The sequence below is a fragment of the Phaeobacter porticola genome (assembly GCF_001888185.1).
GTDB classification, from domain to species: Bacteria; Pseudomonadota; Alphaproteobacteria; order Rhodobacterales; family Rhodobacteraceae; genus Phaeobacter; species Phaeobacter porticola.
Genome location: NZ_CP016364.1, coordinates 3,218,384 through 3,232,796 on the forward strand (window position 1 = coordinate 3,218,384; position 14,413 = coordinate 3,232,796).

Consider the following 14,413-nt stretch of genomic DNA (forward strand, 5'->3'; position numbering starts at 1 on the left):
TTTTCTAATTTTTTTCTTTCAATAATGGGAGGGTTGGAAGCAGAGCATCAATCGCCACTCTAACGTCGGCGAGCATCGGCAATGCCTCTTTTTCACGCTTCCAAAGCGATGCAAAATCGCTTGCGGTTTCTCGCGCGACATCAAGAACCATTTTCTTGGGCAGCGCGGCTTTCGCGGCAAGATGGGAAATTTCATCTTCATCAAAGGCCGCAAAATCCCGAACGCGGCTATAATTCAGTGCGAAGCTGTCACCCTTAATGTAGGGAACTGTTGATACAAAATCATAGGCTGGCGAAAGAGCGGCGGTGCGTCGATCAGGATAGATCAGCGACCAGTTTTTGAGATGCATGTCCCCGTTGCCAATCAACGTGCTGAAAGTCAGGCGACGTATGAACTCTCGGATGTCTTCGTCCGATCCCTCCGCCGCGATGACAGCAGCAATATTGCGCATGCTCGCTTTTTTATATTTGTCTTCGCCATAGACGCCAAAGACTTGCGCGAAGTCCTCTATATGCACACGCTCTCCGCTAGGATGCCGGTCAAAGCGCTCGATCACGAAGGCCTTAGTTCCAAAGCGATCAGTGCCGTCAGGCAGATTTGCGATACTATCGATATCGACCAGATCAATACGAGGCACGTCCATGCCGAGCATGCTGGCCAGCCGCATCATCGAGAATTCGTTTTCAGGGACACCCATGTATTCCCGTGACGGCAGCTTGACGATCCAGTCACCGCCGATGCCCGACGCGGGAATAGTCAGCCCACCACTCGCGCCCTCAACGGCTGAGAATTTCAGTTGAACACCCGCAAGAGAGAACCGAAGCATGTTGTCTTTGGACTTTGGCGCGTCTTCGCCTTCGATATTCGCAGCCTCTGGTGGCCAGATTTCGCCGTCCGCCGGTTTGATTGTTATCGCACCGGGAAGGTCGCGCCCTAACGCCCAAAGCAAAAAGAATTCACGCTCGGCATTAACCCCTGCTTGCTCTGCGAGGTATTTACGCAAGTGCCCCTCCGGCAAGAGATTTGAAAAGAATGGCATGACCTGTTTTTGGACAGGCTTAAATTCGGTGCGCAACTCGCCAAACTCATCCTTGAAGAACAGGCCAAGTGTCGGGCGGTCAGAGTTCTCAATATATTCTTCATTGAACGCGAAAAGGCTGCGATCCCCCGCGACGCGTGTCAGCGTTCCGATGGTCTCTCCATAAAGCTCAACATTTAGAACAGATACATCAGCCATCACTATCATCCTCGTCCAGACTATAGGCTGGTCTACTGGTTGGCTCATCAATCATGTATGACAGGACGCCGTGTGCTAACATATTTCGAAGACGCTGAGCGTCTTTGGCAATTCTTTCGAGGCTCTTTGGGCCTCCTGAATTCTCGACAGCTTCAAGTGCAGTTCGAATACCTTTGATCGCATCAGCATCTTTCAACATATCGCGAAATTCGTTCATTTCTTGAAATTGCTTTTGCAGCGTTTCCACCGCAGAGCTCTCATGCAAAGCCTTGGGTAATGTATCAAGAGCGCGTTGCGCGCGCGCAAGCTCGCGCAGAGCATCATTGTTGCTTTGCGGTTTATGACTGCCCGTACTGCGCACAATCGACCTGACTGCCGGTGCCGATTTTCTTGGTATCATCGTCAGTTCAAGGTCAAGCGCATGAGCCAGTGACGCAAGGCTTGAGAGTCGCAGGTCAACCGCGTTGCTCTCGATCTTTGAGATATGCGATTGCGGCACGCCTGAGCGGGCGCTAAGCTCTCTTTGACTTAACCCCTTGTTTTCGCGTGCCGACTTCAGGGAAGCGGCGATGTTTTCGCTAGCGTAACTCATTTTCTGATCTACTTTCACATATCAAGAACTACTCTTGATGTATAATAATGTATCATATCTTCAACACGCCAGGCAAGTTATGATCTACAAATATAGATCAGGATAAAGCCTTGATATATAATAATAGATCAAATTTCTGCACCTATAATGCAAAAGGTGTCCCGTGTCCGAGGACACGGGACGAAACCCCGCTGGCAGGATGCGCTCTAAAAGAGCGACATCTGACGCGAGGCCTCTTCTCGTTTTTTCCATGCCGCGCTGTCGGCTTTATGGTCGAGCCAAGCGAGAACATAAGCTTCAGGCCCGCCATGCTCTTCAACGTTTCCATCAGGCAAGAAATGTGAGCGGTAGCCGGTTTCTGTGATGGGGATTTGCGCGTCGTTCATGGCGGTGATCTCCAAATGATCAAAGTCTGAATTCCAGCGACGCCTCCGAAAAACGATGCGTATCGTTACGCCGCGCCAGTCAATCTGGCAGGTGATGGGGGCGCTCATGCGCGCCCCGCATCGTCAGAAGGTTCGGACGTGTCTTCAAGCGGCAGGCGCAGAACGATACGGCCATTAATCGGCATAGTTTCAAGCTGAAGCGTATAGCCCTTAGCGTCTTTGTGCGACCATGCAGCTCCGACTTTGTTCCAAAAAGATTTGTCGCCTTTTTGGACGACATGCCAGGCCAGATAGTCAGGTGCCTTATGCTCTTGGTTTTGGTTTTCGCGTGCCATGATGTTTCTCCTTTGTTTCGGTTGGCTTGCTAACGCGCTCCCAAAGACCGGATGCAAAAGATCAGATGTCATTTCCAACACGGGTGAGCGGCACGCGAACTGGTGCGGGCAGGATATTGAAAGCTGATCTGCGTCCGGTCAGGGATACAAAGCGTCTCTATGCAAGCCACCTCAGACAAAGGCGTCAGAACAGCCAGCGGCAGAAAACCAGCCCAAAGCACTGCATCGCCAGCAAGGCCATACAGTCAAGAACGTCCAAATTTTCCAAAGGATAGAACCAAGCACGCAGTCGCACAGCGTCAACAGCAAACAGCATCAAAACGCCCTGATCAGGCCGACCAACGCCAGCCCTGCCGCCAGACACCGCATCAATAATGCGCCGCGTTTTTGAGCGATCCACCAACAGCCAAGCAAGACAGACCAACCGAACCATCAAGCGCCTTTGATGTGTGTGGGCCGAAAGGCCCTGAGTGGTTCGGGGCCTCCTTTTTGAGTGGAGGATCACATGAAACTCGTCTCACGATTTGAAGCAGCATCACGCAGTACAGCGGAATTGCATGGCCTTTTCAAAGAAGCGTTCAACGCTTTTGCTGCCGCGCCACGCGGCTCAGAAGATCGCCAAGCAGCTTTAAGTTCTTTGGAAAACATTGAGGCCGAACTGGCGTCACGCACGCTAGGGCTCTAAAATAATTTTGGTGGGCCGGAAGGCCTGCCAAAATTTTTACTTATTGATCATTGCCAGGAATGCACAGTTTCAAAAGCTCCTGAGCTTGGAGCAATGAAGAAACTGTCACCAAGTCTCTCGTTTGGCTAATCGGTATTTGAAGGTCGTCAACGGCACGGTTCAAATCTGCCGCCGAAACTGCGTCGAGCCCCAATCTGAAATCCAACACGAGTTTTTTCTTCTGTACGGCAATTTCAACATCAAGTGTAAGATCATTCAGCGCGCCGGAAACATGTGGGTCTGGGGTTGAATCGATCTTGGCTTGTGCTGCTCTAATGAACTCGCTGTAAACTGTAGGCACTCATAACTCCTTAAGAAGAAACATTTTTACCGAATTAATTGATGTTACGTCAAGAAAATTCATAGCAGTTCGCTTGAAGCGTAACTGTAAGCGGCCAAGCCACTCGGCTTGGCCGCAGATTTTGGAGCCCCCATGGAGCGGCTATGCCGCCGCTCCTGCTCTTTCCTCTTCACTCTGAAACCCGTTCAAGAAATCAGCCGCGCGCTGTGCATGCGCTGCTGCGCTAAAGATCGCGCGCTTGTCATCTTTCAAAACTTTGAGCCAGCTCTGAATATAGGCCGCATGATCGGTGCCAGGTTCCGGCGTCAATGCCAGATCGGCGCAAAGAAACGCTGCGCCAAGCTCGGCAACCAGTTCCTCGCGTGCATAACCTTCATCACCCCATTTCTTACGCCCAAATTCACGATCAAGACGGCTTTTGTGCTTTGTCCAGTGGGTCAGCTCATGCGCTAAAGTGGCATAGTAGGCTTCAGGGCTGCGGAAGCTCTCAAAAAACGGCATCTGCACATGATCGCTGCCGCCAGAATAAAAAGCGCGGTTTCCGCCGTGGCGAACATCTGCGCCCGTCTTGGCAAAAAAGCCGTCCGCATGATCAATCCGCAAAACAGGATCAATGACCTTTGGGGGCTCGGCGTAGTAATGATCGGGCAAGCCTTCGATCTGCTCCACGTTGAACACTGAATAGCCCTTCATGAAGGGAATCTTGCGTTCTGCCTCGCCGCCGTCGCTGGTCTCTTCGGTCTTTGTGATCGTGTTGGCATATACGACCAGATTGCCGCGCTCGCCTTTTTTGACGTGGGCCTCAAACTCCTGGGCTTGCTTGAATGTCATCCAGTAGGGCGATGCATAGCCGCCTTCCATCGCTGCACCCCACAGCATCAGAATGTTTATCCCGCTATAGGGCAAACCGTTATGAGGTAGCGGCTTGATGATCCGCCCATCTGTGTTTGCAGAGCTCCAAGGCTTCAGCCAAGTGAGCTCGCCTTGCTCCAAATCTTTAATGATCTTGTCAGTTACTTTCTGATAAATGTCTTTTTTCATTGGCTTTTCCTTTCCTAGATAGCCGGTTGCGCATGCAACTGGACTAGGCCCGCGCCAATGAGCGGGGGATGGCGGTCAAGACCCGCACGGCGTGAGGGGGATCACCCGCCCTGCACAAACGACGAAGGAGTGCGGAAGGACGGGGATACACGCTGTGCGCGCCCTAAAGGGCGTTCAGGTCTTGATGGCCTGGGGGTCGCAGGCCCCACTTCAACGAAGAAAAAAATCAGCTTCTCAGGGCTGACCAAATAAGCGTAAGGGATCGAAGCCGGATGGCTGAAACGGCGCAGCGGGTTCGGTTCACGAGAGCCCGATCCGAAGGATACGTGCAGAAAACACAAAATATTGACTGTAGTGGGAAGAAAATCGCAAGATGAGCTCTTATTTTACCGGTACAGTCGTTAGCCGGTCAACGGTGAGTAGGGTCCAAATGGGCAAGAAGGAAATCACGAGAGATAATCATTACGTACCGATCTGGTACCAAAAAGGGTTTATCACAGGCAGCCGTAAGAAGCTTCACTATCTAAATCTCGCTCCGGACGAAATCCAGTTGCCAGACGGGCGCACGAAACATCACCGTAATTTGTTCGAGAGCCATCCCTCACAGTGCTTTTACCAAACAGATCTGTACAGTACGTTCTTTGGCAGTAACATTAATGACGAAATCGAAAAGAAGCTTTTCGGGGATATCGACCGTCTCGGCGCACCTGCGATTTCAGCTTTCTCAAACGATGATGTTTCTACCTGGCACCGACACTTTCAGGATTTGTTTCTGTACTTAGATGCACAGAAAATTAGGACGCCAAAGGGGCTGGACTGGATACGCTCACGCTATCCCAAGCTCGATCAAAATGCGCTGATGATGGAAATGCAGGGTGTTCGCACGATCAACTGCACTATCTGGAGCGAAAGCGTGCGAGAAATCGTATCGGCTCGAAATTCAGGTGTGAAATTCATTGTCACCGATCATCCAGTGACAATCTACAACCCAGCCTGTCCACCCGAACACGATCTCTGTCGCTATCCAGCAGAACCTTCTATTACCCTAAAAGCATCGCAGACCTTGTTCCCGCTGGATCAGGATCATTGCCTGATCCTTACGAATCTGGAGTACGCTCAGGAACCGGAGGCGACCGAACCGTTGGAGAAACGTACCTTCGCTCGGCAAATTCGTGAGTCACTCGTTCGCACAGATAAATTCATCAAAACCCGCGAGCTGAGCGATCAAGACGTCATATCCATCAATCATGTGCTGAAGTCACGTGCTCGCCGCTATGTTGCCGCCAGTCAGAAGGAATGGTTGTGGCCAGAACGTGATTTTGAAGGGAGCTGGAAGGATGTTGGTGAGTTGCTGCTGCCTCCAGCAGATGGCCTTTGGCAATTTGGCGGTGAAACCTTCGTGGGCTATGAAGATGGTAGTGTGCACTATCAAGATGCATTTGGCCGAACCAAGCCAAAATCAGATACTCTGATCAAAAACATCAAGGAGTCTAAAATTGGTGCGAACGACTCCTGCGGCTGTGGGTCAGGACGAAAGTACAAAAAATGCTGCCGTGGAAAGCCTGAGAAGCAACGGACATCTTGGAAAAGCCTTAGCATACGCGAACGCAATCTTGGATTTTTCAGGGGGGTAAACGCAATCCTCGGTACGGATTCAGGAAAGGACTGGCAAGATGTTCGCAAAGAATTGGATGAGGAAAAGGTAAAGGAAATTCACGAACTTCATGGGTATCTTTGGCCAGTTGACACGGACATTTTCGAACTTCTGCCCAAGCCAGATGGAATGACACGAGCTGTCTATTCGGGATTTATCGACCCGCGCACAGCTCCTTTTACTGTATCCAACGCCTGCCTATATTTCGGCGAAGTGTTGATGCAGAATCCGTTCGTAAATCCTAATCAAATGAAAAAAGAATTCAGTCCAGTAGAGAACCCGCATAGCTACCTGACACAGACACTCAAGCACTTGATGATATTTTTTCAACTCGCGCCGCTTATCGAAAGCGGACACGTCAATCTATTTCCGGACCCATCTTCCTTGGACCCGTCCTTACAAAACTATGCTATGGGTTTAGCCGAAAGGCGGTCAAAAGAAATCCCGCTATCTGAACGCGACTTAGATATCTACAGGCGCATACAAGAGGAGGATTTTCATCACACGCTTTGCATGCTGCGCAAAGGCAGTCAGGAGAATATGCTACGGCAAGCAGACCCTGATGCATCAGAGGAACACATAGGGTATTTCATCAACCATCTTGATCGAATGCGTCAAGACGACCCGCTCGTCCTCTTACGTGACGGCGTCTACGATGCGAGTCAGGAAGCCGGGCAGCTTTCAATGTTCCAAACTGTGCCGAACTTCGAGCTGCTCCTTTTCATCGCGCAAGCCACTGGTGCGTTCGTTGTCACAGACAGTCACCATCGCTGGACAGAGATGTGCGCTGCAAGCCACCGCGACGCAGGAATCGTGTTACCACGTATTCCCAATACATCTAATTTTGCAGCCACAACCAACATGCCGCTCTGTGAGGATGTGCAGGCGGTCAGCGTTATGCTTGATGGTGGAAAGTTGGGTGCCCACCGGAAATGGATCGATGAGCTCTACCGACAACTCCGGGATCAAAAGACTAAACCTTCCGACACAGAGCTGTTGGCGGGTTTGAAGGATGCAACGGTGGCGGTGCAGCGCGATTTTACAGACAATCACACCAAAGGAATAAGTGTTAGAATGAGATATGCCGCCCCTGCCGGTGGTATGTACCACAACCACGTCCAACGCCTGATGGTTCGCTGCGGGATTGAAGATCGTCCCGACCGCGCGCCTCTCGCAGTTCTTATGGATTTTGGTGAAGAATAGAAAAACCGAGGTGGTGTGGCTTACTTAGCCAGCCTCATCATTCCCAAGTTGGCGCTCAAGGGACTGACGAACAAGTCCGATTACGTAGGGTATTTCTTCATGCTTGCTCATCCGAAACTCTACATCCCCGTTTCCCCAGCGTCCCAGACCAGAAACGTCGCGGCAAATGCCTCTCGGATCACTGATTTCGGCGAACCGCATATTCAAGGATATGCGAAGCTGCTTTGCCTGTGGGACAACATCGACAAAATTGGTCTCGGCCTTGTAGGCGACGTAAAGTTTCAGAAATTCCTCACTAACGCACGGGTCAAGCGCCAACACTTCTTTTCGCAACGCAACGAACAAGTCGTGCATTGGTCCGGAAACAAGATGCGGATGATCCTCGATCGAATAGGTATCCTTGGCGATGGTCTTCGGGCGGTAGGCAACAAGGGTTTCAGGGGCGAGTTCTGGTGCTGGCCAAACGTCCAGCGCCTTTTTGGCAAGTTGAGAAGCACGGTTTTTGATCGCTGCCTCATTCCATTGATCCAAGGTACCTAGACCGGCATTTACTTTCAGCGGGCTTTCTTTGAAGCCGCCCTCCATGTCTCGCTTGGCGACGAAGGGCTTGTCGCTGTATTCCGAATTGTATCCAGTAAGCGTCAAGTTGCCGAGCGTATGCAGCCATGATTCATGTACGCGTTGCCAATCTGGCCCCAGCGCGGTCTGCCAGGACGACGAGAGGTCTTCGTTCTGTGGCATGATGTGCTCGATGGTGTATTCCTCCACAGACACACGTTCCTTGCGCCCAAAGTTTTCGAAGCGGCGCAGCCAATAGGATTTACTGCGGAAATTGTAGAGGTCTCGGTTCTGAATATCCCGCTCGAATTCCTCGTCTTTGGGGAAGCGGCGATAGGAAGGAAGGGTCAGGAAGTGCGCCTTGATACTCTCGAGGTATCGATCTTTTTTGAGCGCCTTGGTAAAGGTCGCAAAGGACTTGTTCATCGAATTAGTCGGGATGGAGCAGATGGCGCGGCGGAACACATAGGCCTCGATCAGGCGGATCGTTTCGGCGAACTCTTCCTTGCTCAAGGCTTCGACGGCGTAATCTTGATAGAGTTCCAGCAGAAACGGGTAAGCGACATCAACCTTGAGCTCGCGCAAATCATGAAAGGCAAGTTTAAGATCAGGATCGTTCTCAGCTCCCAAAGCCATCGCGCAGAAATAGCGTGCATAGTCACGGATTTCTTTTACTAGGGGTTCTACGCCTGCATCCGTCGCACCGATGTTCCGCGCATGTGCTTTGAATGCTTCGTATACTTCATTAAGGCGAGGAATGTCGCCAGTTTGGACGGTAAGATAATGGCGCATAAAACCATCGAAATGGGTGTTATAGGCTTCTTGACCGAAGGCAACTTCCATAGGTCTCCAAAATTGTTCGTAGAGCCGTGTTTGTAGCACCGGCTCCAGCCCCATCAGGATAAAGTTTCGGATCAGATCGGCCTGACTGAGCTCACGGCCCGTCGAATTCATGCTTTCGAAAATGAGCTGTGGGTTATCTTGTTCGCGGTTAAGCGAGATATCAACGACTACCAACTTGGCCAATCCATTACAGATCGCGCTTAAGTCATCCTTACTACTGGCAATTAACTCTTCAAACAGTTCGAAATTCTGCCTCACTCGGATGGAATGGTTTTGCGGCTGCTCGCTTTCACCAACGATGGCAGTCAAGCTGGCCTTGTCAGTCTGCGATAGCAAAAGCTTGTAGTGACGCTCGCCTGTTTCCTCTGGGTTAAGCAAATAATAGTTGCGTAGTTTTCGGGCAGAGAACCCGTCAACCGGTTCTTCCTCACCGAGCGCATTCGCTAACGCTGCTATTAGAAGGGTGACGGTCGTCAGTCGTTGCTGTCCATCGATGACTAACTGGGGCGATTGAACTGTGTTGTTGGAAAGGCCTTCTTCTATATAGACGATTGAGCCGATGAAATGTACCGAAATAGCATCATTCTTGCCGGTGCGGATGATATCATCCCATATCTGGCGGCACTCTTTTTCGGTCCACGAGTAAGTTCTCTGATAAATTGGGATCACGAACTGTGGTGATTTTTTTAGAAATGCTAGAAGTTTTGCTTCGGTTGCTTTCATTAATTTATTTTTCCCTATTTTTCGACCTAAAGTACTTTTATTGTTGGTTACATCTCGGCATTTTGTTCCAGACCGACGCCTTTTCGTACTACTCTCATTCAAACGCTTAGCGCAGCTCCATGCCTCTTAAGCCATTTTTTTCGCTCCACAAAGTCCGGGAGGATTTTATCGACCTCATTCCAAAATGCGTCTGAGTGATTTTGGACGTGCATGTGACAAAGCTCGTGAACAACAACGTAATCTATGACCTTCGGCGTCGCCATCATGCACTTCCAATTAAAATTAAGCTTGCCGTCTCTAGAGCAACTTGCCCAACGGTAAGCCATGTTACCTATCGAAACGCTCTTTGGCATAACCCCTACTTTTGGAGCGAAGAACGCGACCCGATCATTGATCCGCCGTGTTGCCTTCGCTGCATAGAACGTCTCAAACGCCTTCCTTGCGGCATCAACTCCATGTTCATCAATCAAGCTACGTTTTAAGCAAAACCGCCCTTCTTTGAGCTTCAGGTCACACTCCTGATCTGTCTGGAGAGAAAGCCGGTAGGATCGACCGAGATAAAGGAATGCCTCGCCGTTGACCCATTCCCTGACTACCGCTGTCGCGTTTAAATCCCGCCATTCAGCTAGATTTCGATAAATCCAAAAGCGCTTGCTGGCTACAAGCTCGTCAACCTGCTCGTGGGTTAGTTTCGCGGGTGGACGCACAACGACCTGACCATCACGTTCGATTACGATGTCAGTGGTTTTTCTCTCTGTACCAGGCAAGAGGTGATAATCGATGTCGCCAACGCGTCTAGGAGTCATCGAGCAGCACCTCCTGATACGTCATTCAATAGGTCATTATGCCTGTTTTTTGCCAGTTTCATCACCTCGATAGCTATGCGTTCTCGGTTTGACTTGAGTTCAGGTATTTCTGTGAGAGTGAGCGCCGTTTTAATTTCGCTGCGCGTTTTCTTCTGCTTGTCTGCATTGTTCCAAAAATCGATGCTGCCGATACTGTCCTGCATCGTCGCGACAATGGTTTCCATAAGGGTTTTCATTCTTGGCTTCGCGCTGGTTGGTACCACGCCATCTTCAAAAGCCTCGTTTGCAATATGCTCGTAGAAGGTTGTTGCTTCCTTGCTCATGCCGTCTTGTCCAGACTTCCTGCCATGCTGCGCTTCAGCACGGATTTTTTCGAGGTCATCTGTGAGCTTTACCCAGTCGTCTTGGTGCTTGTTCAAAAGGTTTTCAACTTTCTCAGACAAGCTTTTGTAGAATGCAGGATCTTCATCGTTGTGAACGGTGCAATGCTTCCGAATTGCATGTTCCATTTCGCTCGCCTTGGCCTCCTCATTACCCTCGGAATGCTTATTGAGGTTCAAGATAAAATCTTCAGCCAAAAGTTCGACGGGAGCGACTTTTGGGTTGATTCCAAGGCTGATTAGATGCTCGTTGATAAGTTGCCTTACCTTTTCACCGGCATCACTGTCAATGAGCGTTCAAAGTTGACCCGGTTTCAGCATTTAAAATTGACCCACCCCATGTGGCGCAAAGCCCCCAGGCGGGCCGCCCTCATATAGCGAGTCCGTCTGGGGGCTTTGCTTTCGGGACGGTTACTTTTCTCTGCGGCTTTTGCTCTGAGCAAAGCGATAGGACGTGTTGCCGGTTTCGATGATTGCGCAATGGTGGGTGACGCGATCCAGCAGCGCGGTGGTCATCTTGGCATCGCCAAAGACCGAGACCCACTCTCCGAACTCCAGGTTGGTGGTGATGATGACGCTGGTTTTCTCGTAGAGCTTGCTGATCAGATGGAACAGCAATGCTCCGCCAGACTTGGGGAACGGGATGTAGCCCAGCTCGTCGATGATGACGCAATCCAGAGCCGAGAGTTGCCGGATGATCTTCCCGGCATTGCCCTCGGCCTGTTCCTTGATCAGGGCGTTGATCAGATCGACGGCGTTGAAGAAGCGTGCCTTCTTGCCGTTGGTGATCAGGGTGGTGCCCAAAGCGATGGCGATATGGGTTTTGCCGGTGCCGGTTCCGCCCACCAGGATGAGGTTGTGCGCCTCTTGGGTGAACTGCCCTGTGCAGAACGGTTCGATCTGGGTCTGGGTGATGGCGGCAGCACCATAATCGAAGGTGGCGAAGTCCTTATGATGGGGGAACTTCGCGATCCTCATTTGATACTGGATAGAGCGCGCCCGCCGCTCTACAGTCTCCGCGTCGATCAGTTGCTTTATCGCTGTGGTCAGACTTGGTGGCTTGCGCGCGGACAGCAAATCATGTGCGCAAGCTGCCATTCCGTGCAACCTCAGGGCGGTCAGTTGGTCGATCAGGGCGTTCATGCGGCAACCTCCTCAGTCGAGCACAGGATCTCATAGCGCTTGCAGTCGGCCTCGGGTCGCAGGGTCAGTTGCGGATAGGCATAGGCTTCGCTGAGCGGCGTGATGACCGGCTCCACCAACTGGTTAATCAGGTTGATGATGGCGGGCAGGCGGAGGGTGTTTTGTGCCACGGCCAGTTCACAAGCCATCTCGACAACCTCGATCCCGTGATCCTGGACGAGCAGAAGCAGATCAACGAACTCCCGATCCCCGCCCTTGTCTGCCATGTAATGTTCCCTGATCTGGTGCATGGCCTCAGGCAGTTGCCAGTCCACGAAGGGTGCGCCATTGCGTAGGGCGCCGGGCTTGCGATCCAGCAGAGGAACATAGTGCCAGGGTTCAAAGTAGCTGACGTTGCGGGTGAAGCGGCGCTTATGCTCGGCGATGATATCCTGGCCCGACACCAGCATAATCCGGCCCGCATAAGCGCGCAGCGACACATGTTGACCGGCAAAGTGGGACGGGACGCTGTAGCGGTTGCTGGCATATTGAACCAGGCAAGTGGATCGGACACGAACCGTCTTCTCAACATAGCCGTCAAAAGGCCGACCCAAGGGGCGCAGCTCGGCGCGTTCGTCTTCGAACACCTCGGCAATCGTGCGATCCTGCTGTTCGGGATGGGGACGATTGGCCAGTTCTTCACAGCGCAGGCGCAACCAGTTGTTCAGCGCATCAAGATCTTCAAAGGCAGGCTTGGGCACAAACAACCGGCCGCGCAAAAACTGGACCTGGTTCTCGACCTGCCCCTTCTCCCAACCCGCTGCGGGCGTGCAGGCAACAGGTTCCATCACATAGTGGTTCATCAGAGCCAGGAACCGGGGATGGAATATCCGGTCCTTCGAGCGGGACACATAGGTCACCATGGTCTTGGGGTTATCAATGATCACCCGTCGTGGAACCCCGCCATAGAAAGACAGTGCCTGCACAAAAGCATCCAGAACCATCTCCTGGGCTTCGCCGGGATAGGCGATCACCAAAGGCTTGCGGCTGTGGCACAGGCGGAAATGGGCAACCTAGATCTTTTGTTCAACGCCGCCCAGGACAACCCGTTCTTCGCTCCAGTCAAACTGAAGGGCGTCACCAGCAGCAAAATGCAGGGGGATAAAAGCATCGCCAGAACCGGCGCCAGCCCGCTTCAGATCGCGGACAAATCGCTGAACTGGAGAATAGGACCCGGTGTAGCCTTCCACCACGAGCTGCTCATAAAGCTTCTGGGCCGTTCGCCGCTCCCGACGTGGTCGCTTCTGGTCCTGATCGAACAGTTCCTGAAGCCGGAGATCAAACCCGTTGCACAGTTTGTGCCGAACCGGTGGAGCCTGGCGCTGGTAGCTCGGCGGGCTCTCATCCTTCAAATACTTCTTGATCGTGTTGCGCGATAATCCCGTCGCCCGCGCAACAGACCGGATACTGCGCCCTTCAACCAGCACCCACAGACGGATCTTCGATACACTTTCCATCAATAACACCTGCTCTTTCCTCCGCACTTGAAGCGCGGATGTTAACGAAACAGGTGGGTCAATTTTACTCGCTCATAACCCACCTAAGTGGGTCAATTTCGCATGCCGATTCACACATTAAGGACAAGATGCACGCTTTGGAGAACCGCAGGGTAGAACTTGAAGCCTTGTTGGAGGACGTGGAAGAATCGCCCCCGCTCCTGCATCCAAACATGTCTCACAGATATCGTGTCCAAGTGGGGCAGCTGATAGAAACATTGAATTCGCAAGAGCATCGCGCCGAAGCGATTGATGCTGTTCGATCCCTCATCGAGAAGATCGTGCTGACACCTGACGAAAGCGAAAACCGTCTGGTGTCTGATCTTCACGGCAGTCTGGCTGGAATACTGGCTCTGTCAGACGAAACGAAGTCCAAATCGCAACTAACCAACGCTGCAATCGAAGCGCACAAGGCCGCTCTAGGTCTTGTCCAAAACGACGAAAGCGCCCCGGAGGGCGCTTCGCAGGTTAAGTTGGTTGCGGGAGTAGGATTTGAACCTACGACCTTCAGGTTATGAGCCTGACGAGCTACCGGGCTGCTCCATCCCGCGACAGTTTGGTTGGGCTATTGCTTACGCTATTTGAGCCCATTTGTTTGTCCTATCGCTGATCGTTGCGGTTGAGGACTATTGCAGTATTGCGGGTAGCACTACTGCGTTTCCCCTTCAGGGTTATTTGGTCTGAAGGGTATTCTTTAGTAATATCGTTTTAGAGTTATGGATTTTACTAGGTTTGGCGGTGACCTACTCTCCCACGCCTTAAGACGCAGTACCATCGGCGCAACAGTGCTTAACTTCCGGGTTCGGGATGGGACCGGGTGTTTCACTTGCGCTATGACCACCAAACCGAGAAAAATCCATTTTTCGACGATCTATTATGAGATCGTCGAGATACAATCGACATGAAGTCCAAGTTTTGTGTTTTGCTTTTGGTTCTTGTGTCACTGTCTGTT

At 51.6% G+C, this 14,413-nt stretch carries 14 protein-coding genes, 1 tRNA gene and 1 rRNA gene; 2 read left to right on the forward strand and 14 right to left on the reverse strand.

Features of this window, described 5'->3' with window-relative positions; translation table 11 throughout:
- Nucleotides 1-4 precede the first annotated feature (4 nt).
- From PhaeoP97_RS15400 to PhaeoP97_RS15415, 4 genes are all read right to left on the reverse strand, one after another.
- The gene (locus tag PhaeoP97_RS15400) at nucleotides 5-1,237 is read right to left on the reverse strand and encodes a type II toxin-antitoxin system HipA family toxin (protein WP_096740461.1); all 1,233 of its coding nucleotides are present in this window, start codon (nucleotides 1,235-1,237) and stop codon (nucleotides 5-7) included.
- On the reverse strand, nucleotides 1,230-1,829 hold the full coding sequence (locus PhaeoP97_RS15405) for a helix-turn-helix domain-containing protein (protein WP_072505824.1): 600 nt from the start codon (nucleotides 1,827-1,829) through the stop codon (nucleotides 1,230-1,232). Before PhaeoP97_RS15405 ends, PhaeoP97_RS15400 begins: the two co-directional genes overlap by 8 nt.
- Nucleotides 1,830-2,035: 206 nt before the next feature.
- Nucleotides 2,036-2,323 (reverse strand): hypothetical protein, encoded by a 288-nt coding sequence (locus PhaeoP97_RS15410; RefSeq protein ID WP_072505825.1) that lies wholly within the window; start codon nucleotides 2,321-2,323, stop codon nucleotides 2,036-2,038.
- The gene (locus PhaeoP97_RS15415) at nucleotides 2,320-2,550 is read right to left on the reverse strand and encodes a hypothetical protein (RefSeq protein ID WP_072505826.1); all 231 of its coding nucleotides are present in this window, start codon (nucleotides 2,548-2,550) and stop codon (nucleotides 2,320-2,322) included. Before PhaeoP97_RS15415 ends, PhaeoP97_RS15410 begins: the two co-directional genes overlap by 4 nt.
- A gap of 505 nt (nucleotides 2,551-3,055) precedes the next feature.
- On the opposite strand from PhaeoP97_RS15415, the gene PhaeoP97_RS15425 reads away from it, so the two are divergent.
- The gene (locus PhaeoP97_RS15425; protein WP_072505828.1) at nucleotides 3,056-3,235 is read left to right on the forward strand and encodes a hypothetical protein; all 180 of its coding nucleotides are present in this window, start codon (nucleotides 3,056-3,058) and stop codon (nucleotides 3,233-3,235) included.
- Between the two features lie 40 nt (nucleotides 3,236-3,275).
- Here the strand turns inward: PhaeoP97_RS15425 and PhaeoP97_RS15430 are convergent, their stop codons facing one another.
- Together PhaeoP97_RS15430 and PhaeoP97_RS15435 are read right to left on the reverse strand one after the other, a co-directional pair.
- Nucleotides 3,276-3,575 carry a hypothetical protein gene (locus PhaeoP97_RS15430; RefSeq protein WP_072505829.1) on the reverse strand — a complete coding sequence of 100 codons (300 nt, stop codon included), beginning with the start codon at nucleotides 3,573-3,575 and terminating at the stop codon, nucleotides 3,276-3,278.
- Nucleotides 3,576-3,716: 141 nt separating this feature from the next.
- The gene (locus PhaeoP97_RS15435) at nucleotides 3,717-4,616 is read right to left on the reverse strand and encodes an ArdC family protein (protein WP_072505830.1); all 900 of its coding nucleotides are present in this window, start codon (nucleotides 4,614-4,616) and stop codon (nucleotides 3,717-3,719) included.
- 430 nt (nucleotides 4,617-5,046) lie between these two features.
- Here PhaeoP97_RS15435 and PhaeoP97_RS15440 point away from each other — a divergent pair, with 430 nt between their 5' ends.
- Entirely contained in the window at nucleotides 5,047-7,473 is a 2,427-nt protein-coding gene (locus PhaeoP97_RS15440; protein WP_072505831.1) for a DUF4238 domain-containing protein, read from the forward strand.
- Between the two features lie 24 nt (nucleotides 7,474-7,497).
- Here PhaeoP97_RS15440 and PhaeoP97_RS15445 read toward each other — a convergent pair whose 3' ends face one another.
- The 8 genes from PhaeoP97_RS15445 to rrf form a co-directional block, all read right to left on the reverse strand.
- Complete coding sequence (locus PhaeoP97_RS15445) at nucleotides 7,498-9,597, reverse strand: DUF262 and DUF1524 domain-containing protein (protein ID WP_072505832.1); 2,100 nt, start codon at nucleotides 9,595-9,597, stop codon at nucleotides 7,498-7,500.
- 98 nt (nucleotides 9,598-9,695) lie between these two features.
- Nucleotides 9,696-10,403, reverse strand: coding sequence for a M48 family metallopeptidase (locus tag PhaeoP97_RS15450; protein WP_072505833.1), 708 nt, complete (start codon nucleotides 10,401-10,403; stop codon nucleotides 9,696-9,698).
- The gene (locus tag PhaeoP97_RS15455) at nucleotides 10,400-10,912 is read right to left on the reverse strand and encodes a hypothetical protein (protein ID WP_217525907.1); all 513 of its coding nucleotides are present in this window, start codon (nucleotides 10,910-10,912) and stop codon (nucleotides 10,400-10,402) included. Before PhaeoP97_RS15455 ends, PhaeoP97_RS15450 begins: the two co-directional genes overlap by 4 nt.
- 282 nt (nucleotides 10,913-11,194) lie before the next feature.
- On the reverse strand, nucleotides 11,195-11,926 hold the full coding sequence (gene istB / locus PhaeoP97_RS15460; RefSeq protein ID WP_072503358.1) for an IS21-like element helper ATPase IstB: 732 nt from the start codon (nucleotides 11,924-11,926) through the stop codon (nucleotides 11,195-11,197).
- Nucleotides 11,923-12,939, reverse strand: coding sequence for a Mu transposase domain-containing protein (locus PhaeoP97_RS15465; protein WP_237029020.1), 1,017 nt, complete (start codon nucleotides 12,937-12,939; stop codon nucleotides 11,923-11,925). The genes istB and PhaeoP97_RS15465 overlap by 4 nt, the downstream gene beginning before the upstream one ends.
- Before the next feature lie 39 nt (nucleotides 12,940-12,978).
- Nucleotides 12,979-13,422 carry a hypothetical protein gene (locus PhaeoP97_RS20545; protein WP_217525901.1) on the reverse strand — a complete coding sequence of 148 codons (444 nt, stop codon included), beginning with the start codon at nucleotides 13,420-13,422 and terminating at the stop codon, nucleotides 12,979-12,981.
- 513 nt (nucleotides 13,423-13,935) lie between these two features.
- Nucleotides 13,936-14,012 (reverse strand) — tRNA-Met (locus tag PhaeoP97_RS15475).
- A 179-nt stretch (nucleotides 14,013-14,191) separates the two neighbouring features.
- Nucleotides 14,192-14,306 (reverse strand): 5S ribosomal RNA (gene rrf, locus PhaeoP97_RS15480).
- Nucleotides 14,307-14,413 lie beyond the last annotated feature (107 nt).

Excerpts from the sequence above, each read along its gene's own strand:
- PhaeoP97_RS15415 (WP_072505826.1), bottom strand. The coding sequence starts at position 2,550 with ATGGCACGCGAAAACCAAAACCAAGAGCATAAGGCACCTGACTATCTG.
- PhaeoP97_RS15435 (WP_072505830.1), bottom strand. The coding sequence starts at position 4,616 with ATGAAAAAAGACATTTATCAGAAAGTAACTGACAAGATCATTAAAGAT.
- PhaeoP97_RS15450 (WP_072505833.1), bottom strand. The coding sequence starts at position 10,403 with ATGACTCCTAGACGCGTTGGCGACATCGATTATCACCTCTTGCCTGGT.
- PhaeoP97_RS20545 (WP_217525901.1), bottom strand. The coding sequence starts at position 13,422 with ATGGAAAGTGTATCGAAGATCCGTCTGTGGGTGCTGGTTGAAGGGCGC.
- PhaeoP97_RS15410 (WP_072505825.1), bottom strand. The coding sequence starts at position 2,323 with ATGAGCGCCCCCATCACCTGCCAGATTGACTGGCGCGGCGTAACGATA.
- PhaeoP97_RS15440 (WP_072505831.1), top strand. The coding sequence starts at position 5,047 with ATGGGCAAGAAGGAAATCACGAGAGATAATCATTACGTACCGATCTGG.
- PhaeoP97_RS15405 (WP_072505824.1), bottom strand. The coding sequence starts at position 1,829 with ATGAGTTACGCTAGCGAAAACATCGCCGCTTCCCTGAAGTCGGCACGC.
- PhaeoP97_RS15425 (WP_072505828.1), top strand. The coding sequence starts at position 3,056 with ATGAAACTCGTCTCACGATTTGAAGCAGCATCACGCAGTACAGCGGAA.
- PhaeoP97_RS15455 (WP_217525907.1), bottom strand. The coding sequence starts at position 10,912 with ATGGAACATGCAATTCGGAAGCATTGCACCGTTCACAACGATGAAGAT.
- istB (WP_072503358.1), bottom strand. The coding sequence starts at position 11,926 with ATGAACGCCCTGATCGACCAACTGACCGCCCTGAGGTTGCACGGAATG.
- PhaeoP97_RS15400 (WP_096740461.1), bottom strand. The coding sequence starts at position 1,237 with ATGGCTGATGTATCTGTTCTAAATGTTGAGCTTTATGGAGAGACCATC.
- PhaeoP97_RS15445 (WP_072505832.1), bottom strand. The coding sequence starts at position 9,597 with ATGAAAGCAACCGAAGCAAAACTTCTAGCATTTCTAAAAAAATCACCA.